Origin of the sequence: Tannerella sp. (assembly GCF_052170195.1) — a bacterium.
Classification (GTDB): domain Bacteria; phylum Bacteroidota; class Bacteroidia; order Bacteroidales; family Tannerellaceae; genus Tannerella.
In genome coordinates, this window is sequence record NZ_JBQNAZ010000005.1 from 63884 (window position 1) to 83578 (window position 19695).

A 19695-nucleotide genomic window follows, 5' to 3' on the forward strand; every position below is an offset into this window, starting at 1 on the left:
TTGTCCACCGGATGAAAAATCCTCAGATGAAGCATAAACGACATATCATGCAATGGGTCGTATGGATAAGCAGCGTATTCTTCCTGCTTTCGGCGACGGCACCACATCATCATCACGATGGTGGAAAAGTTTGTTTTATGTCTTTTTGGGGAGATGGAGCAAAACATGCCTGCTGTCATACGTGTGGCGAAACCTCTCCGAACGGCCATCCTCATCACCATCCTTTACAGACATGCGATGATTGTGGGGCGACCGTGTCCGTCACCCTGACACAGGATCATGATAGCCATGCGGCAGTGACGCCTGTTCTCATTTCTTTCTTCGTATTACTGAATTATCTCTATCCGGCCGAATTGGAACAAGCCGGTCTGTGTTTCTCCCGAAAATATCCCTCCTTTTATATCGAAGCGCTTCACGACACGTGGATTACACGTGCTTCGGGACTGCGCGCCCCGCCTCTTTTTTAATGAACCGAAAATCATTTCAGGCTGATTGCAGACGTACTGTACTCAGCTATTGTTCATTCATTAAAAAAGTCAATTATGAAACATCGATCATTTATTTTATTGTGGGCCGTTTGCGCCTGCATACTTGCCGGGTGTGGCGGCGCATCCACACAAAAAGACGAACATCAACACGCTCATGATGAACATTCAGATCATAAACATGAGCATGACCATAAACACGACCATGACCATGAAGGAGAGGAGCATGATCACGACTATAAAGAAGACACCCATGAAGCCATAGATAACGAGATTATCTTTACTGCCGAACAGGCCAAGGCCGTAGGTCTGGAAGTCAGCACCGCAGAGGCCGGTCTGTTTTGTCAGGTAATCAAAGCCGGCGGACAAATCCTGTCGGCACAAGGTGACGAGGTGACGATAGCCGCGACATCGAACGGTATCCTTTCTTTTTCCGGTTCTGCAGTCGAGGGGGTGGCAGTACGTGCCGGCGAAGCGATCGCATCGATCTCGGCCAAAGATATTGCCAACGGCGATCCGGTGGCGCAGGCCCGGATTACGTATGAAACCGCCGAGAAAGAATTCCGACGCGCCGAAGAGTTAGTGAAGGATCAAATCATCTCGACCCAGGAATTCGAGCAGGTTCGCCTCCGTTACGAAACGGCGAAGACCGCCTATCGAGCGTTTGCCGGCAAAGCGGGAGCGCACGGCGTAAGGCTTACGACACCCATCGCCGGATACCTCAAAAACCGGTTTGTCAATCAGGGAGAGTTTGTGGCAGTCGGCCAGCCTGTCGCCACCGTTTCACAGAACCGGCGGTTACAATTGCGTGCCGAGGTTCCTGAAAAATATTTCAGAGACTTACAGCACATCGGGAGTGCGAATTTCAAGGTATCCTACAGCGACCGGATATACAAACTGAGCGAACTGAAAGGGCGGTTGCTGTCGTTCGGGAAGTCGGCAGGACAAGCCTCGTTCTATGTGCCCGTCACTTTCGAGTTCGACAATATCGGCGATATCATGCCCGGCGCTTACGCCGAAGTGTATCTGCTTTCCACTCCGCGTCCCGATGTGATAACTTTGCCGATAAAGGCTGTAACGGAGGAGCAAGGGGTCCATTTTGTGTATGTTCAACTCGACGAAGAAGGTTACGTAAAAAGAGAAGTTACCTTAGGAGCTGACGACGGTGAGCGCGTGCAGATTCTTTCCGGGATACATGTGGGAGATCGCGTCGTGACGCAGGGTGTTTACCAGCTGAAGCTGGCGGCCAATGCAAGCGTGATTCCGGAAGGTCACAGTCACAGTCATTAAAAACCGGACGGATATGCTGAATAATATTATACGATTTTCATTGAATAATCGGCTGATCGTGCTTGCCGCAGCTGTATTATTGCTCTTTGCCGGTACGTATACGGCCATGAACATGGACGTGGATGTCTTCCCCGACCTGAATGCTCCGACCGTAGTCGTGATGACCGAGGCAAAAGGGATGGCTCCCGAAGAAGTAGAGCGGTTGGTCACTTTTCCGGTAGAGACGGCCGTCAACGGAGCGACGGATGTGCGTCGCGTACGTTCATCGTCGACAACCGGCTTCTCGGTCGTATGGGTCGAGTTTAACTGGGGGACGGATATTTACCGTGCGCGCCAGATCGTATCGGAAAAGCTGGCTATGATCGGCGAATCTTTACCGCCGAACGCAGGAAGACCGACGCTGGGGCCGCAATCGTCTATTCTCGGCGAGATGATGATTATCGGCCTGACGGCCGATACGACCTCGATGGAGGAACTGCGAACGATCGCCGACTGGACCATTCGCCCGCGTCTGTTGTCTACAGGTGGAGTAGCGCAAGTAGCCGTATTGGGAGGCGATATCAGGGAATATCAGGTGTTGCTGAATCCTGAAAAGATGAAGCATTACAGGATCGGTCTGGATGAGGTGATGAAAGTAGTTCGCGACATGAATCAAAACGCGTCGGGCGGGGTATTATATGAATACGGAAACGAGTACATCATCCGTGGCGTGATCTCCACCAACGACGTCGATGCCCTGTCGAAAGCCGTATTAAAACGCGTGGGCGAAGTGCCGCTCTTGCTGGGCGATGTGGCCGACGTACGTATCGGCGCGAAGATGCCGAAACTCGGTGTAGCGTCGCACCGCGCCAAGCCGGCCGTATTGCTGACGGTCACGAAACAGCCGCATACGAGCACGCTCGATCTGACGCGGAAGCTCGACGCCTCCATCGCCGAATTGCAAAAAACGATGCCCCGTGATGTGCAGGTGGCAACGGACATCTTCCGGCAGTCACGGTTTATCGAAAACTCGATCGGCAACATTCAGCGATCGCTGATCGAAGGGGCTGTTTTCGTCGTGATCATCTTGTTTATCTTCCTGATGAATGCACGAACCACCCTGATCTCGCTCGTCACCATTCCCTTGTCGCTGCTCGTTGCCATCGTCGTGTTACGATTGATGGGACTGACGATTAACACGATGAGTATTGGAGGGATGGCCATTGCGATCGGCTCACTCGTTGACGATGCGATCGTCGATGTCGAGAACGTCTACAAACGTCTGCGTGAGAACCGGCAGAAGCCCGAGGCCGAGCGGCGCGGAGTGATTGCCGTCGTGTTCGACGCCTCGCAGGAGGTGCGGATGCCGATCCTGAACTCAACCTTTATTATCGTCGTCAGCTTCGTGCCGTTGTTCTTCCTTTCGGGTATGGAGGGGCGGATGCTGGCACCGTTGGGCGTGGCTTTTATTGTGGCGCTGTTTGCCTCTACTCTCGTAGCGTTGACGCTGACTCCCGTGTTATGCAGTTTTCTGCTCACGGCAGACCGCCAGACAAAGAAAAATAAAGAGCCGTTCGTGGTGCGTCATCTCAAGGCGGCTTACGAACGCGCTTTAGACCGGACGCTAACCCATCGGAAGGCTTCGCTCGGCATTACGGGCGGGATCGCGCTCGTGGCGCTCGTCGCCTTTTTCATGTTGGGAAACAGTTTTTTGCCGTCGTTCAACGAAGGTTCGTTTACGATCAACGTAAGTACACTGCCGGGCATCTCGCTCGAAGAGTCGGACAAGGTTGGTCGCCGGGCGGAAGAGTTACTGCTTTCGATTCCGGAGATACGGACGGTGGCACGTAAGACCGGACGCGCCGAGTTAGACGAGCATGCGTTGGGGGTCAATGTCTCTGAGATCGAAGCGCCGTTCGAGCTTTCCGGACGGTCGAAAGAAGAGGTCGTCGAGGAAGTGCGGGAGAAGCTGAAAACACTTTCGGGAGTAAATATTGAGATCGGACAACCCATCTCGCACCGTATCGACGCGATGTTATCGGGCACACGAGCCAATATTGCCATCAAGCTGTTCGGTACGGACCTGAACCGTATGTTCGCGCTCGGCAACCGGATTAAGACGAGTATCGCCGATATCGAGGGGATTGCCGACCTGAACGTAGAGCAGCAGATCGAACGTCCTCAGATCAAAATCGAGCCGAAACGCGAGATGCTCGCCAAATACGGCATCCCCCCTTCCGAGTTCGGAGAGTATGTATCGGTTATGCTCGGTGGCGAGGTCGTTTCGCAGGTGTATGAAGGCAATCGCTCCTTCGATCTGACCGTAAGGGTCAATGACGAGAGCCGGAGCGGCATCGACCGGATCGGTGATCTGATCATCGATGCCGACGGGCGGAAAATACCGTTGAACTACGTGGCCGACATTGTTTCGTCCGGCGGGCCGAATACGATCAGCCGCGAGAACGTCAGTCGCAAGATCGTCGTTTCGGCCAATGTGTCGGGCGGGGACCTGCGGGGTATCGTCCACCGGATACGCGAACGGATCGATGAGCAGATCGTGCTTCCCGAAGGGTATCACATCGAATACGGCGGACAGTTCGAGAGCGAGCAGGCTGCATCGCGCACGCTGCTCGTCGCCTCTATCCTGTCTATTTTCGTTATCTTTCTGCTGCTTTACAACCAGTTTAGGAGCATGAAGCAGTCGGCCGTCGTACTGCTGAATCTTCCGTTGGCACTCATCGGCGGCATCTTTGCCATCTTCTTTGCCGACCGAATCATCAGCATCCCCGCCATCATCGGATTCATTTCGCTGTTCGGCATTGCCACACGCAACGGCATGCTTCTGATCGATCGATACAACGATCTGAAACGCAGTGGGCTGTCATTGATTGAGTGTGTAAGGCAAGGTTCATCAGACCGGCTTAACCCCATTCTGATGACGGCGCTTACCTCGGCGCTGGCGCTCGTTCCGCTGGCCTTGGGAGGCGATCTGCCGGGTAACGAAATTCAGAGCCCGATGGCTGTCGTGATTCTGGGCGGATTGCTGACCTCTACGCTGTTAAACGGCTTTATCATCCCGATTATGTATCTTTTAATCCATAAAAAGCAAAACGTATGAAAAAATATATGATAGCAGGACTTGCCGTGCTGCTGACCATCGTGGCGCAAGCGCAGACGACGATGGACGAGGTATTGCGTCAAGTGGAAACGAATAACCGCGAGTTGCAGGCCGCCCGCCAATATTACGAGTTGCAGTTGCTCGAATCGAAAAGTGAGAATAACCTGCCCGATCCATCGGTGAGTTATTCGCATCAATACGGCAATCGTGCGGAGATGGGCGTACAGGGTGAGCTGGTCGCGTCGCAGTCGTTCGAGTTCCCCACGGTTTACGGGCAACGCAGCAAACTGACGACCGTTCGCCAACAACTCTTCGCCTCGCAATACACCGGTGAGCGTCGTCAGGTATTGCTCAATGCCCAAGAAGTCTGCCTCGATTTAGTGTGGCTTAACCGGCGTCGACAGCTCCTTCGCGAACGGCGACGCGACGCCGAGCGGCTGGCGGAGCTGTATGACGAGCGTTTGAAGAAAGGCAATGCCAATATACTGGAGACGAATAAAATCAAGCTCGAGCTCTTAAACGTAAAGACGGAGGAACGGCTGAACGAGACGGAACGCGAAGGCAAGTTGCGCGAATTGGCCACGTTGAACGGCGGACACCCCGTCGCATTCACCGATACGGTTTACCCTTCGCCTGCCGAACCGCCCTCGTGGGACGCGTTACGTGACGAGGCGCTGGCCGCCGACGCCACATTACAGACGTTGCAATACCGGCAGGCCGAAGCGCAGCGGCAGATCGGCGTAAGCCGCGCTCAGGGGCTGCCTGGACTGGAGCTGGGCTATCGGCTGAACACGGCCACCGGTGGAGATCGATACAACGGCTTCGTCGTGGGAATGAGCATCCCGCTCTTTTCAAACCGCCATCAGGTGAAGAAGGCGCACCGTCAAAGTCATTATGTAGAGTTGCAACGTGAGAGCACTGCGGTACAGGTCGAGAACCGCCTGATGCAGCTCTATCACCGGTTGCAGGTACTCCGCGCTTCGATGGACGAATTTGATACCGTGCTTAAAAATCAGGACAACCTGACCCTGCTGAATAAAGCGTTGCAAGCCGGACAAATCTCCATGATCGAGTATTTCGTCAGCATCGGCACGCTATATCAGAGCACCGACTATCATCTGCAATTGCAAAGCGAATACCACAAAGTGCTGGCCGCGATTTACAGCTACAAACTTTGATAACGGTAAAGTAGAGCGCAACAGTCGGAAAAGGAGATGAAGTGTCATTCATATCGACCGGATCGATAAGTACGTATCGACTGCATCGATAAACACGTATCGACTGTATCGATAAGCACGTATCGACTGCATCGATAAGTACGTATCGACTGCATCGATAAGCACGTATCGACCGGGCGCATAAGAAAAGAGGGTGTGTCGGAGCAAAAAGCTCCGACACACCCCTTTCTATTTGTGAATCCGAAAGAAGTAGTTTAGGGAAATAGTTCTTCGACCGTCTGATGGAAATATTCGATACATTTCCGAATATCCGGTACCGAGTTCTCCCAGTTGGCTTCGTACTCAATCGAGAAAACGCCTTCAAACCGCTGACGTTTCAACTCTTCGAGCATGCCTTTCATATCCAGACTGCCGGTGCCCCAAATCACATCACCCTGCCAGACCACACCTTCCTTTTTCGGTGCGACATCTTTGAAATGAAGCGACCGTACACGTCCCTGCAACATTTTCAAACACTCTACCGGATCAAGCCCTTCGCGACGCCAATGACCGACATCGGCACAGGAACCGATGCGTGCATCACGCGTCGAGATCTGTTTCAACACGTTTTCGGGTGTCCAATAGTCCGACGGCTGCGGATGATTATGGACGGATACTTTCAGATCGTACTGTTTGGCCAGACGTTCTATCAGATCCCAGTCTTTCGTGGCCGGTTCGCACGAGATAAATTCCATCTCCATATCCTTGGCCAGTCGGAACATCTTTTCCCATGTCGAGGCATCGTCGGTCATGTACACGCCGGTACCCGCGAAACGGATCTGCTTCGAGGCGGCAAGCGCTTTCAGCTCTTCGCGCGTTTGTGCGTCGAGATCGTAGCCGAATACCCGATCGCCCCATTGTCCGCCCAGTTTATGGCCGGGATAGACCTCGATGTTGTGAACCCCCAGCTCCGCTACTTTGTCGAGCGTTTCTACGAGCGTGAACTTATGGAACGAATACGATTGCACGGACAACCGCCAACCGTTTTTCTCAGCCTTGTCCCGTGCCGGACAAACGGTCGGTAAAAGGCTGCATATAAGTGTAACGACCGCTCCCAGCCATATCGTTCTTTTCATCTTCCGGATCGTTATTGGTGAGGGAATGATTACAATGTTTTCACCCGGATGTTACGCCAAAGCACCTTAATACCTCCTCCGTCATGTATTTGCAGAGCGATACGGCCTTGACCGGCACCGATCTTCTCGTCCTGAATATCGACCATCTGTTCGCCGTTCAACCAAGTCGTTACCTGATTGCCGACCACCCGGATACGCATCGTGTTCCACTCTCTTTCTTTGAGGAAGTTTTCGCGATCGTCCGGAATCTGGATCAGCCATCCGCGGCCATACGACTCGTAGATACCGCCCGTATCGAATCCTTTTGGAGCCACCTCCACCTGCCAGCCGTTCACTTTCGCTCCTTCTTCTACGAACGAACGGATGAAGATACCCGAGTTGCCATCGGCTTCCTGCTTGAAGTCGGCCGTCAACTCGAAATCGTTATAATATTTGCATGTGGCCAGATAACCGTACTGCTTGTCGGGACCGCTCTCACAAACGAGCAGGCTGTCCTGTACATACCATTGCTCCGTTCCGTAAACATCCCAGCCCGTCAGGTCTTTGCCGTTAAATAATTCTTCTTCCTCCGTCTTGCGCGGTAATTCACGGATTTTAATGTTGCGGAACCATGCCGGATAACCGTGATCCTGCAAGCATATCAGCCCTTTGCGCGCCAGACCGTATTCGGGAGCATTCTCCCACTTACCGCTGTTCTTACGTTGAAACCAATCGTCCGACCATGCTTCGAATTCGATCGTTTTCTGTCCGTTCATGTAGTACTCTACATGTCCGTTGTCGAAGACAATTTTCGAGGTATTCCATTCGCCGGCGGGACGTACATTCATCGTCGCGAAATCGGGCAGATACATCGCATAATCCACGCCGCAACGCTGCCAGTCTTCCAACGGTTCGGCAAACCCTTTGTCGTCGATCAACTGGTATTCGGGACCGGTCACGTATGGCACCTTGTACTGCGGACGCTCCACAACGTGATAAAGCAATCCGCTGTTACCGCCTTTCGAGATTTTCCAATCCCATTGCAGCTCGAAATTCTCATAGATACGATCATACACGATGTATCCGTTCTCATCGCTGCCTTCGCCATCGGCCTGAATAGCACCGTCGACCACTTCCCACGGACCGGTCAGGGCCTGACCGTTGTAATCACGCCAGCCTTCGAGCGTCTGACCGTCGAACAGCAATTGCCATCCCGCCGCCTTTTCCTCTTCGGTCAACACATTTTGCGGTTTCTCGGAACATGCCGTTAAGGCTCCGAATAAAACCATCACACATAAACAATTCATGCACTTCATCATAAAAACAATTTTAAAATTTTCAAAAAACTCCACAAAGATAGTCATTCTTTGTAAAATGATTATCTTTGTCCGGTGAAAACAAAAAGAATGAAAAGTAAACGGATTATGCTGGGCGTTGTCTTGTTCTTCTCCGCTTTGTGCGGAATGAAAGCCGAACATCAGACATCCGTCCCTCCGGTAAAAGCGGGCAATTTCACCTATACATTGGGCTCAGGGCAAAAGGATTCGCTTTACGCGCTTACCTCGGAATGGATACTGCTCTATTTTTACGAACCGACGTGCGAAGACTGCCGCTTACTCACCGAACAAATAGCCGGATCGGAAATCCTGAATCGTCTCTTTGCCGAGAAAAAGTTGCAGGTGCTGGCCATTTATCCGGACAATGACCGGGAGCTTTGGAAAAGCCATGCTTCCCACCTTCCGGAGCAGTGGATCAACGGGTATGACGAACATTTGTCGATCATCCCCGGAAGCAACTATCTGTTCCATTCGTTACCGGCACTTTATCTGCTGGATAAAGAGAAGTACATCCGTTTGCGGGAAACAACACTCGAAGCCATTGAGAATGCAATGCGAAGAATAAAATGAAGGAGGAATCAAACAATGGATAAGAAGATCAGATTAATCGTGCAGGGATTGACGAACAGTCAGGTCCAGTCGGGGGCTTATGCGTTGATTTTGTCGGAGAAAGGGCCGCGCCGCCTGCCCGTCATCGTCGGTGTTTCGGAGGCGCAATCGATCGCGATTGCGTTGGAAGAGCTAACTCCTCCCCGTCCTTTGACACACGATCTGTTCGTCGGGGTGATACAGTCGTTTAAACTCTTTCTTTCGGAAGTATTCATCTATCGATTCGAGGAAGGAGTATTCTATTCGGAGCTTATCTTCTCGGACGGAACGAACGAAGTACGTATCGACTCGCGTACGTCGGACGCCGTAGCGATCGCCTTGCGGGTAAACTGTCCGATATACACGCTCGAATCGATCATGCAGCAATGCGGGGTGGTGATTGATGAAGGAACGATCGAAAACGAAGCGCCGGTATTATCGAAAGACCTGAATCCCGAAGAGATTCACGACCCGGAGAAACTACGCGAATGGCTCAATATGCTGCAACGCGGTGAGCTTGAAGAGCGGATGCAGAAAGCCATCGGCGAAGAGAAATACGAGTCGGCCAAGATTTACCGGGACGAACTGAACCGCCGTGATCATTTCGGCGATATACAATAAACGATACACCTTATATAGTATAGTTCACGCATGCAGCTTTTCTACGCTCCCGACATTGCGACGAACCCGCTCTTACCCGAAGAGGAATCGAGGCATTGCACGAAAGTACTGCGTCTGACAGTGGATGACACGTTGATGCTGACCGACGGTAAAGGGTCGTTTTACCGGGCTGTGATTGCCGAACCCCATCCGAAACATTGCCGGGTAACGGTTGTAGAACACCTGCCGCAGGCGCCGTTATGGCCGTTCCGGATACATCTGGCCGTAGCGCCGACGAAGAATATCGACCGTATGGAATGGTTTCTCGAAAAAGCGACCGAAGTAGGCATCGATACCGTGACATGCCTCAACTGCCGCTTCTCGGAACGTCGGGAGGTAAAGACCGAGCGGTTAGAGAAAATCCTCGTTTCGGCCATGAAGCAATCGCAGAAAGCACGTCTGCCTCAGCTTATCGGGATGAGCGACTTCAGCGATTTCGTCGTCCGTCCGTTTGAAGGACGGAAAATGATTGCGCATTGCCACACTCCGGAGGATTTGCCTTTGATTCGTTCCGTCTACCGTCCGGGCGAAGATGCGCTGATACTGATCGGCCCCGAAGGAGATTTCAGCAAGGAAGAAGTGGAGCTGGCCGAAGCGCATGGCTTCATAGGTGTTTCATTGGGAAAAAGCCGCCTGCGCACCGAGACAGCCGCCTTCACCGCCTGCCATACCCTTCATGTCCTGAATCAGTAAGAGATAACGACGATGGATAAAGGAATCAGGAGCTTCCAGTTTATTTTTATCGGATAGTAACACCATCGGAGGGGCTCGCTTGTTTCCCAACGCTTCGCTACGCGTTGGGCTGAATTAACGCGCTCTTTCAGGGCTGCTTTTCAATGGTTAATTGTCAATGGTTAATGGTTATTTGCCGGGTACATGGTTCGGCGTGTATCACGCATAACAATTAACCATTAATTTGTCATTCAGAGCGAAGCGAAGAATCTCCTTCCTTTTCCCTGCGGGATTCCTCACGGTGTTCGGAATGACAAAGGGGGGTATTTGCGTCCATTCGCGTTATTTGCGAAATTTGCGTTCGGATACCGTGTACCCGGCATAACAATTAACCATTGACCATTAACCATTAATATGTCATTCAGAGCGTAAGCGAAGAATCTCTTTTCTTTTCCCCGCGAGATTCCTCACTGCGTTCGGAATGACAAGAGGAGGTGTTCGGAATGACAAAGGCGAGCCATTGGGAAAGCAGCCTTCCAGCCGTTGGGAAAGCACCTTTCCCCGTGCAGGGAAAGTGCCCTTCCCCGTGTTGGGAAAGCCGCTTTCCCAAAATAGCGGTTATTTGACGGTCAGCGGCCGATCGAATACGGCCGTCCTCGGGTTCTTGAGGAGTGTCAGCCGAATTAACGCGCCCTTTCAGGGCTGTTACAGCGTTCAGTAAACAGATCAACAACTAAACATCTCAACAATTCAACCCCTCAACCCCTCAACGTCTTTCAGGTATTCACCAAATCATTCGGATAAGGCGTTCGGCTTGGTAACGGTTTGAATAGGTGGGGAACAACAATTGTTCGCGTCGTTCGATTTCGGAGGCGGTGAAAGGTTGCTTCATCAGTCGACGGCAAGTGGCAATCATTTGCTCCGGTGTCTCGGCGATGTGACATAACTCATCTAACCCGCTGCCGGCGAGCATCGGCGGATTAACGACGACGTGGCGTCCGGCAAAGAGGCTGTTCAGCAGTTTCAGCTTCAGCCCGGTGTCCTGAAAAGTCACGAGCAGATGGATGTGTGCTTCGCCGATGAGCCGGTCGATCCGTTCTGCTGCGGGGTTGGCTTCGACGGAGATGTTCGGATAGCGTGCCGCTTCTTTCAGCAGTCTTTTCGAAGGATTCATTCCGGCAATGATGCAGCGGAACGGCGAGAGCTTGCCAAACACGTTACGGATCAGGTAGAGCGCTGCCGTTTCATTCTCCTTGACCGACAATTTCGCATGGTAGAGGAGCATGCCGGACTGTCCTTCTTTCGAGGTGATGGCGTTGTAGGCGTGGAAGCACGGCATAAATTCGACGTGATTCTTCGGGAAGGTCTTCCGCAGATACGTACAGTCTTTCATCGATACGGCCAGCATGATTTGGGCGTCCTCGACCTTCTGTTCGAATCGCCGGAATCGCTCGGCTTCGACATGGTAAAACAGTTTCTTCAACGGATGATGCTCGGCCTGCCCGATGGCATGGTAATAATCGTGCTCGATGTTGCATCCGCGAAAGATCTTGATACGGCTTGCCAGTTCGGGATCGGTCAGGTAGTAACAGGTGTGCAGTCCTTCGAACAGAATGGGGTAGTCGTCTTTCCGCAGATTTCGGAGTAAACGTTCATCTTTACGGCTGTACACGTTGTACGGCAGCAACGAGATATTCGTCTGCCATCCCGTCCGCCGACGGTAATAATGCACCTCCTCGCAGATTGCTTCCAACTCGGCTGCGTGCGGCCGCTCATATTCGAAGCAGTGCAGGATGATTTTGACTCCGCACTCGTGCAGGGCTTTGACCTTGTAATAAATATCGATGACTCCTCCATAGTTGGCCGGCCACGGAATATTGAGTGCGACGACATGTAACGTTTTATTCATGATGCGGTGCGATTTGTTCGAAAATACGGATGAATTGGAGCGCCTGCGTCTTGCGTGAGAACGATTGCACTTCTTTGCGGTCGACGTCGATCGACGTTGTTTTCTCCGCTTGCCATTGGAGGTAATACCGCCGGATAAACGCGTACACCTCTTCTTCGTTGTGTGCCGAAAGGCCGGCCCTCGTTCGTCTGATAACTTCTTCGAGGCATCCCTCGTCGCCCCGCACGCAAAGTATCGGTTTCTCGACGGCCAGCGCTTCGAAAAATTTCGTGGTCATGATGCCTTTCGGACCGTTTTTGTCCGCCTTGTTCGTCAGCAGCAGCAACATCGAACTTTCGTTGAGGATGGCGGGGATACGTGCGGCCGGCACATAACCGGGATAATCCATATAGTCGGCGATTGGATATATTTTGACTTCTTGTTGAAGCTGTTGCTTCGACTGCGGATCGATGAACCAGCGGATACGGAACGTTTCAGGGGTGATGATTCCTTCGCGCGAAAGCCGTGCGACAGCCTTGAAAAGCAGTTCCGGATTACGCATGGAAGAACTGAGCAGGCGTCCGGTATAGGTGATGCGAAATTCCGGGGTGCGGATGGTGACAGGTGCAAACAACTCCGGATCGAATCCGTTACAGATAAGTTGCGTGTTCGGGTTCAGACGTTGCAGTACGGAGACGTGCCAAGGGGAGACGGTAGTGACACAGTCGGCCCGGCGCAGCACCTTATTTCGTTGCCGGAGGTTGTGGCTGCGGAATAGCCGGGCGATAAGCTTCTCTGCTCCGAACAGCTTGGGGAGCGGATGAGCGATATATTCGCAGTTGCTGTATTGCTCGATGATGTCGCGCAGATCGACGACGAACGGCAGGCGATACTTCCGGGCGATTTTTCGTGCGGCCGACAGCGGGAAGCTCCGGTAGGTACTGCAAAGCAACACGTCGTAGCGTTGTTGTTGGAGTTTTTTTTCCGCCTCCTGCGCCATACGCCGGTTCTTGTACCCGAAAAACAATTCCAGCAGCAGAACTTTCAACCATTCCACACGACTTCCTGAACGGTGGTAGCGAATGAAAGAGACGTCGGTATCGCCTTTCAGAAAAGCGAAGGTCTCGTCGGGAAGATACTCCGACACCACGGTCGGATGCCACCCGTTTTGTTTCAGATACTTGCACAGGTAGCCCATGCGTGGCCCGAAGGCCGGCGGAAACTGATCGCAAAGTATCAGCACGTGCTTCATGAGCAAAGCGCCTTGATGATTTTCTCGGCAGCGTGCCCGTCGCCGTATTCTTCAATCTCTCTGCGTTCGGACTCGATATGCAGGCTCTGGATGATTTTTCCGGTTTTGTAGCCGGCCAGCCGGTTCCACCCGGCCTCGATCGTCTCCGTCCATTCCGTTTCTTCGCGCAGCGTGATGCACGGCGTGCGATGGAAGTAGGCCTCTTTCTGTACGCCGCCCGAATCGGTCAGAATCGTTGCCGCTTCTTTTTCGAGCATGACCATATCGATGTAATCGACCGGATCGATGATTCTTACCGCCGGGTGAGAAGCGAGCGTTTCGCGCAGACGATACGTGTCGAGATACAGTTCGGTTCGGGGATGCAACGGCCAGATAACAGGCTTGTCGGGCGTCGCTATTTCGATCAGGGCATGAACGATCTGCGTCAGTCGATCCTTGTCGTCCGTATTCTCGGCGCGATGTACCGTGCAGAGGTAGAACGAACGACGGTTCAGTCGCAGTGTCGACATGATCGCAGACTGTTCTTCGGCTACCTTGCCGAAGGTCAGGGCGGCATCGTACATCACGTCGCCGGAATGAAAGACATTGCGCGTGATGCCTTCGTCGCGAAGGTTACGGATGGCGGCGTATGTCGGGCAGAACAGATGGCCGGCGATATGGTCGGTCAGCACGCGGTTGATTTCTTCGGGCATCTTCCGGTTGAAGCTGCGCAGCCCGGCTTCCACATGTGCGACCGGGATATGCAGTTGTGTAGCTGCCAGCGCGCCGGATAGGGTGGAGTTGGTATCGCCGTAGACGAGTACTTGGTCGGGCATGCTTTCGAGCAAAGCTTTTTCGATTTCGACAAGCATCTGCGCCGTCATCTTCGCATGACTGCCGATGCCTCCGCAGTGCAGTTTCCATGTGGGCTGCGGTATTCCCAGCCGGTTAAAGAAAATTTCGCTCATGTTCCGGTCATAGTGCTGCCCCGTATGCAGAATCTTCTCTTCGATACGTTCGCCTTCCGAATGGCGATTATGTTCGATAATCGCTCTGCTGATCATGGCCGCTTTGATAAATTGCGGACGTGCTCCGATAATGGTTACTATTTTCATATACGTTTGATATTACGTTGTTACATGGTGAGCCAATATAAGATTTTGCTGTATAGATTTTTCAAGTATCCGCAACGCAGCGTCGCGGAGGTATTGTGCCAGAGAAGCGTCAGTTCTCCGTTCATTTTCCGGGTCGTACTGGCCAGGTGCATGCAGTAGCGAAGCGCCTGTCCCTCGTCCAGATTCATATATTTCGGTTCGCTCAGCGTGCTGTCCATGACCGTAAGCGGATGGAGGGTGAGCGAGGGAGAGAGTCGTCGGGTGGCGGGGTTGATGTATCGCACGGCGCGACTTGTACCCAACCGGAAGCCGGCCATGTCGGCATATCCCATGGTATAATCGTCCGTCAGGCCGGACGCTTCGAGCGCTTCCATATCTTCCGGTTCGCGTGAGGTCAGGAAGTGATGACGGTTTTGCGTGATCGCGAAGCCGGATGCCTTCTCAAGGGTCTGCTTCTCCGAGAGAATAAAACCGGGCTGTCGGCCAGCCTTGTAGCTGGTGTGCAGGCCAATGATTGCTTCATATTCGCGGCATAGCTTGAGCAGCTGTTGCATATCTTTGCCGTTGAGGTCGTAATGCGGCTTGTCTCTGGCATCGCTTCCTCCCGCCCGGAAAAACACGATGGATTGACAGTGCTCCTCGCCGAAGATTTTCCGCATGTTTTCTCCCTGTTTCAGCATCCACGGGAAGGTGTAAAAAGGATCGTCTTCGAGCTTGCCGTATTTCCATCGCAAAGCGTGGTATATGTTTCCTTTCAACGTTTCCCGTACCACATGCTTCCACGTGCGACAGCGAAACGGAGCGTCCACGTCGTGCGTCAGATGGATCCGGCGGAACGCTTCGGGCGGTTCGGGTGCGTTGCATCCGGCTTGTCGCAGCCACTTCCGCAGCAGGCTGCCGTACTCGTCGATCACGGCCCGGTCGATGAATCTGCCACGGGCGGGCAAAGACTCTTTTCCGGGGAATCGTCCGTGTTCGTCACGGCAGTCTTTCCGCATCCATTCTTCATAACGGCTTATCAGGAAGAAAGCGCTCGCGATGAAATCGGCACGGGTAACGAGGGTGTCTCCCACACGTGTGACGTCGGGCGATCCGAACAGCAGCGGGATGTTTTCGATGGTCGGCAGAGGCAGACGGGGCAGGGTAGAAGCCGTTCCGTAAACCTCCTCGTTGAAGAATCCCGACGGAACGATCACGAGCTTATAGTTTGCGTAGTCGCGAGGATCGGAGGTATAGCCGACAAGCCGGTATACGTCTTCCGTCAGGTGATCGCCTAACAGGAACCGGACGATGTATGCTTCGATATCCGTCATCTCGTTTGCGCCCATTTGATTTTGATCCTGTCTATCCAACTCCGTTTTCCCCGACATATTGTGAAGTAGGGTGTCTGGATGGCGCCAAATTCTCTGAAAAACCGTTCCACGCCCCGGAGCATAGATCCTTCGAAATCGAAAGTGTCCGTATATTGTGCGGTATGCCGAATGGCTTCCCAAAGCACCAAACCGTGTGCGCCCGAATGACGGAGCAGCGGGTCGCCTCCTCCCGCAATGTAGTATGCGGAGCTTTTCTGCCATACGATAAAGGCGGCGGCATGGAGCTGTTCGTCGTTGTCATATCCTCCGAAAATCTCGCCTTGCCCGCGTTGGCGACAGACTTCAATCAGTCTTTTCAGTACATTCGGGTCTTGCCGGTTCACCGTGCCCTGACGTTCGAATGTCTTTTGCTGAATCGTAAGGAAGGCTTCCGTCGGAATACCCGTCTTGACCGTGATGCCGTGATGCTCTTTCGCCTTGATGAGGTTACGGCGGATGTTCTGACTCATCCGGCTCAGAAGCCGGTCGGTCTCGCCGATGTTTTTCAGCAGGTAGGTGTAGCGTGTCGTTTGTGTGTAGCCCTCCCAGTAGAACGGTAGCCAGTCCGTGATTTCATAACTGAAATTCTGGAGAAAGGAACGATAGGCTTTCAGTTGTTCCGTCAGTTGCGAAGCCAGCGCCTGACGGTATCCCAGTGCGGTGGTGTATTTGGTGTCGTGAGAGAGCGGGGCGAACCACGGCCCCAAGGCCTGCGTGTAGCAGGGCATCGAGACCACGCCGCCGGTTGGAATATATAGCGGCATGGTGGCGACGACGCGCCCTTTCTCTTCGATGACCAGAACGTCCCATCGCTTTTCGCCACATACCGCATCCAACCACCAGTCGCGCGAGAAAACCGGGAGGCTTTCTTCTGTCCGGCATAATGTACGATAAGTTTCTTTGCGGGACATCTTACCCTTTCAGCTTCTCAAATATCTGCTGTTCGAGTTCGTCTGCCAGCTCGGGATTGTCGATGATGCACTGCTTGGCAGCGTCGCGTCCCTGAGCCAGCTTCGTATCTCCGTAGCTGAACCATGAGCCGCTTTTCTTGACAATATTCAGCGTGCTTCCCAAGTCGATGATCTCGCCGGCGCGCGAAATACCTTCGCCGAACATGATGTCGAACTCTGCTTTCCGGAATGGCGGCGCCACTTTGTTTTTCACCACCTTGACGCGTACCTGTGTACCTTTCACGTCATCTCCGTCCTTGAGCGTACTGATACGACGGATGTCGATACGTACCGAAGCATAGAACTTCAGGGCGTTACCTCCGGTTGTCGTTTCGGGGTTCCCGAACATCACGCCGATTTTTTCACGCAGCTGGTTGATGAAGATACATGACGTTTTTGTTTTGCTGATGGCAGCTGTCAGTTTACGCAAGGCTTGCGACATGAGCCGGGCTTGCAGCCCCATTTTGCTGTCGCCCATTTCGCCTTCGATTTCGGCTTTCGGCGTCAACGCGGCAACCGAGTCGATCACAATGATGTCGACGGCGGCCGAGCGGATCAGTTGTTCCGCGATTTCAAGCGCCTGCTCGCCGCTGTCGGGCTGCGAAACGAGCAGGTTGTCGATGTCGACACCGAGTTTTTGCGCGTAGAACCGGTCGAAGGCATGCTCCGCATCGATGAAAGCCGCAATGCCACCCATCTTCTGAGCCTCGGCAATCGCATGAATGGCCAGCGTCGTCTTACCCGACGACTCCGGTCCGTAAATCTCGACTACGCGTCCGCGCGGATAACCTCCCACCCCAAGGGCGGCGTTCAGTCCGATCGAGCCGGTAGGAATGACTTCGATATTTTCGATGTGGTCGTTTCCCAGCGTCATGATCGCTCCTTTGCCATAGCTCTTCTCAATCTTCTCCATGGCCGCCTGCAAGGCTTTCAGTTTGTCTGTGTTGACGGCTGTCTCTTCTTTCTTTTCTTTTGCCATAACGATTTATTTCTTGCTGTTTTATAGAGTTGGTTACTTTTCGTTCAGGATTTGCTGCGCATGATTTTTCGTATCGACTTTCTCGATGACTTTTTCGATTACCCCGTTTTCATCGATCAGAAACGTATAGCGCAAGGTTCCCATATAGGTGCGTCCATACATCTTCTTTTCTGCCCAAACACCGAACTGCTGTTGCAGGGTCGTATCCGTATCGGCAATCAGCCGGAAGGGCAGGTTTTGCTTTTCGATGAATCCGCGGTGTGATTTGGCACTGTCTTTGCTCACCCCAATGATTTCGTAGCCGGCTTTTTTCAGCCCGTCATATCCGTCGCGTAAGCTGCATGCTTCTGCCGTGCAGCCGCTCGTGTTGTCTTTGGGATAGAAATACAATGCGATTTTACGTCCTTTGTAATCGCTTACTTTCACTTCTTTTCCATCCTGATCGAATCCCAAAAGGTCAGGCACTTTATCTCCTGTTTGTATAGCCATATCTTACTTTTACGTGTTCATTTAACTTGTGCGATCAATTTGTTTTCACTTTTATCCCGTTATAGTACGGTTTACAGCTCCAGATCGCCATCGAAGATCTCATGCCACGGCAGTCCCTGCTCGTTCAGCTCTTTCATGAACGGATCGGGATCGAACTCCTCGACGTTCCACACTCCCGGTTTCTTCCACAGTCCTTTGAAGAACATCTTCGAGCCGATCATCGCCGGTACGCCCGTGGTGTAGCTTACGCCCTGCGCACCCGTTTCCTTGTATGCCTGCTCGTGGCTGCAATTATTATAAATGTAATAGGTGCGTTCTTTGTCGTCTTTGATCCCGCGGATGCGGCAACCGATCGAGGTCTCGCCCGTATAGTTCTCTCCCAGTTTGCCGGGATCGGGCAATACGGCTTTCAGGAACTGAATCGGTACGATCTCTACTCCGTTGTACAATACGGGCTTGATGCTCGTCATGCCGATGTTTTGCATCACGCGCAGGTGGGTCAGGTATTCCTGTCCGAACGTCATCCAGAAACGGGCGCGTTGGAGTGTCGGGAAATTCTTCGTCAGGCTCTCCAGCTCCTCGTGATACATCAGGTACGATTCGCGCGGACCGATATTCGGGTAGTGAATGGGCTGATGTACCGACAGCGGATCGGTTTCGTGCCATGCTCCGTTTTCGAAATATTTGCCTCTCTGGGTGATCTCGCGGATGTTGATCTCCGGATTGAAGTTGGTGGCGAAAGCCTTGTGATGATCGCCGGCGTTGCAGTCTACGATGTCGAGGTAATGCAACTCATCGAAATGATGTTTGGCGGCATAGGCGGTAAACACTCCGGTTACGCCCGGATCGAATCCGCATCCGAGAATAGCCGTCAGACCGGCCTTCTCGAAGCGGTCTTTATACGCCCATTGCCAGCTGTATTCATACTTCGCCTCATCGAGCGGTTCATAGTTGGCCGTATCCAGATAGCTGACGCCGTATTTCAGGCAGGCATCCATGATGTGCAAATCCTGATACGGCAGAGCCAGATTAACGACTAATTCCGGTTTGAAGTCCTCGAACAGACGAACCAGCTCATCTACCTTATCGGCATCTACCTGTGCCGTAAGTACGTTCATGTTTTTAATGTCCGACGCGATCTTGTCGCACTTGCTTTTTGTACGGCTCGCAAGCATAATATCCGTAAACACGTCGGCGTTCATCGCCATTTTCTTTACTGCCACGGTACTTACCCCGCCGGCACCGATAACCAAAGTTCTGCCCATAGTTTATTTTGTATATGAAATAAAA

18 protein-coding genes are annotated in these 19695 nt (G+C 52.7%); 7 read left to right on the forward strand and 11 right to left on the reverse strand.

Features of this window, described 5'->3' with window-relative positions; all coding sequences use genetic code 11:
- Positions 1-26 precede the first annotated feature (26 nt).
- The 4 genes from ACTTKA_RS02630 (at position 27) to ACTTKA_RS02645 (ending at position 6050) form a co-directional block, all read left to right on the forward strand.
- Complete coding sequence (locus ACTTKA_RS02630) at positions 27-467, forward strand: DUF6769 family protein (protein WP_442723862.1); 441 nt, start codon at positions 27-29, stop codon at positions 465-467.
- A 75-nt stretch (positions 468-542) separates the two neighbouring features.
- Positions 543-1775 (forward strand): efflux RND transporter periplasmic adaptor subunit, encoded by a 1233-nt coding sequence (locus tag ACTTKA_RS02635; protein ID WP_442723863.1) that lies wholly within the window; start codon positions 543-545, stop codon positions 1773-1775.
- A 13-nt stretch (positions 1776-1788) separates the two neighbouring features.
- Positions 1789-4872 carry an efflux RND transporter permease subunit gene (locus ACTTKA_RS02640; RefSeq protein ID WP_442723864.1) on the forward strand — a complete coding sequence of 1028 codons (3084 nt, stop codon included), beginning with the start codon at positions 1789-1791 and terminating at the stop codon, positions 4870-4872.
- Positions 4869-6050 carry a TolC family protein gene (locus ACTTKA_RS02645; RefSeq protein WP_442723865.1) on the forward strand — a complete coding sequence of 394 codons (1182 nt, stop codon included), beginning with the start codon at positions 4869-4871 and terminating at the stop codon, positions 6048-6050. The genes ACTTKA_RS02640 and ACTTKA_RS02645 overlap by 4 nt, the downstream gene beginning before the upstream one ends.
- A gap of 48 nt (positions 6051-6098) precedes the next feature.
- On the opposite strand, the gene ACTTKA_RS02650 is transcribed toward ACTTKA_RS02645, so the two are convergent.
- Genes ACTTKA_RS02650 through ACTTKA_RS02660 form a run of 3 tightly spaced genes read right to left on the reverse strand, consistent with a single transcriptional unit; the run spans position 6099 to position 8433 of the window.
- Positions 6099-6272, reverse strand: a complete 174-nt coding sequence (locus ACTTKA_RS02650) for a hypothetical protein (RefSeq protein WP_442723866.1) — start codon at positions 6270-6272, stop codon at positions 6099-6101.
- A 32-nt stretch (positions 6273-6304) separates the two neighbouring features.
- Positions 6305-7165, reverse strand: coding sequence for a sugar phosphate isomerase/epimerase family protein (locus ACTTKA_RS02655; protein WP_442723867.1), 861 nt, complete (start codon positions 7163-7165; stop codon positions 6305-6307).
- 29 nt (positions 7166-7194) lie between these two features.
- Positions 7195-8433, reverse strand: coding sequence for a 3-keto-disaccharide hydrolase (locus ACTTKA_RS02660; RefSeq protein WP_046472706.1), 1239 nt, complete (start codon positions 8431-8433; stop codon positions 7195-7197).
- A 117-nt stretch (positions 8434-8550) separates the two neighbouring features.
- Here ACTTKA_RS02660 and ACTTKA_RS02665 point away from each other — a divergent pair, with 117 nt between their 5' ends.
- Genes ACTTKA_RS02665 through ACTTKA_RS02675 form a run of 3 tightly spaced genes read left to right on the forward strand, consistent with a single transcriptional unit; the run spans position 8551 to position 10422 of the window.
- The gene (locus ACTTKA_RS02665; RefSeq protein WP_097530873.1) at positions 8551-9051 is read left to right on the forward strand and encodes a thioredoxin family protein; all 501 of its coding nucleotides are present in this window, start codon (positions 8551-8553) and stop codon (positions 9049-9051) included.
- Positions 9052-9066: 15 nt separating this feature from the next.
- Positions 9067-9690 carry a bifunctional nuclease family protein gene (locus ACTTKA_RS02670; protein ID WP_074452263.1) on the forward strand — a complete coding sequence of 208 codons (624 nt, stop codon included), beginning with the start codon at positions 9067-9069 and terminating at the stop codon, positions 9688-9690.
- A 30-nt stretch (positions 9691-9720) separates the two neighbouring features.
- Positions 9721-10422: a 16S rRNA (uracil(1498)-N(3))-methyltransferase gene (locus tag ACTTKA_RS02675; RefSeq protein WP_075589272.1), complete on the forward strand. Its 702-nt coding sequence runs from the start codon at positions 9721-9723 to the stop codon at positions 10420-10422.
- A gap of 763 nt (positions 10423-11185) precedes the next feature.
- Here ACTTKA_RS02675 and ACTTKA_RS02680 read toward each other — a convergent pair.
- From ACTTKA_RS02680 to ACTTKA_RS02715, 8 genes are all read right to left on the reverse strand, one after another.
- On the reverse strand, positions 11186-12310 hold the full coding sequence (locus ACTTKA_RS02680; RefSeq protein ID WP_442723868.1) for a glycosyltransferase family 1 protein: 1125 nt from the start codon (positions 12308-12310) through the stop codon (positions 11186-11188).
- A complete protein-coding gene (locus tag ACTTKA_RS02685) occupies positions 12303-13541 on the reverse strand; it encodes a glycosyltransferase (RefSeq protein WP_442723869.1) in 1239 nt (412 codons plus the stop codon). Before ACTTKA_RS02685 ends, ACTTKA_RS02680 begins: the two co-directional genes overlap by 8 nt.
- Entirely contained in the window at positions 13538-14635 is a 1098-nt protein-coding gene (wecB, locus tag ACTTKA_RS02690; RefSeq protein ID WP_314790671.1) for a non-hydrolyzing UDP-N-acetylglucosamine 2-epimerase, read from the reverse strand. The genes ACTTKA_RS02685 and wecB overlap by 4 nt, the downstream gene beginning before the upstream one ends.
- A 20-nt stretch (positions 14636-14655) precedes the next feature.
- On the reverse strand, positions 14656-15963 hold the full coding sequence (locus ACTTKA_RS02695; RefSeq protein ID WP_442723870.1) for a polysaccharide deacetylase family protein: 1308 nt from the start codon (positions 15961-15963) through the stop codon (positions 14656-14658).
- Positions 15945-16898 (reverse strand): GNAT family N-acetyltransferase, encoded by a 954-nt coding sequence (locus tag ACTTKA_RS02700; protein WP_442723871.1) that lies wholly within the window; start codon positions 16896-16898, stop codon positions 15945-15947. The genes ACTTKA_RS02695 and ACTTKA_RS02700 overlap by 19 nt, the downstream gene beginning before the upstream one ends.
- Position 16899: 1 nt before the next feature.
- Complete coding sequence (gene recA / locus ACTTKA_RS02705) at positions 16900-17916, reverse strand: recombinase RecA (protein WP_314695159.1); 1017 nt, start codon at positions 17914-17916, stop codon at positions 16900-16902.
- A gap of 33 nt (positions 17917-17949) precedes the next feature.
- A complete protein-coding gene (gene bcp, locus ACTTKA_RS02710; protein WP_442723872.1) occupies positions 17950-18405 on the reverse strand; it encodes a thioredoxin-dependent thiol peroxidase in 456 nt (151 codons plus the stop codon).
- Positions 18406-18476: 71 nt separating this feature from the next.
- Positions 18477-19670 (reverse strand): saccharopine dehydrogenase family protein, encoded by a 1194-nt coding sequence (locus tag ACTTKA_RS02715; RefSeq protein WP_442723873.1) that lies wholly within the window; start codon positions 19668-19670, stop codon positions 18477-18479.
- Positions 19671-19695: the final 25 nt, after the last annotated feature.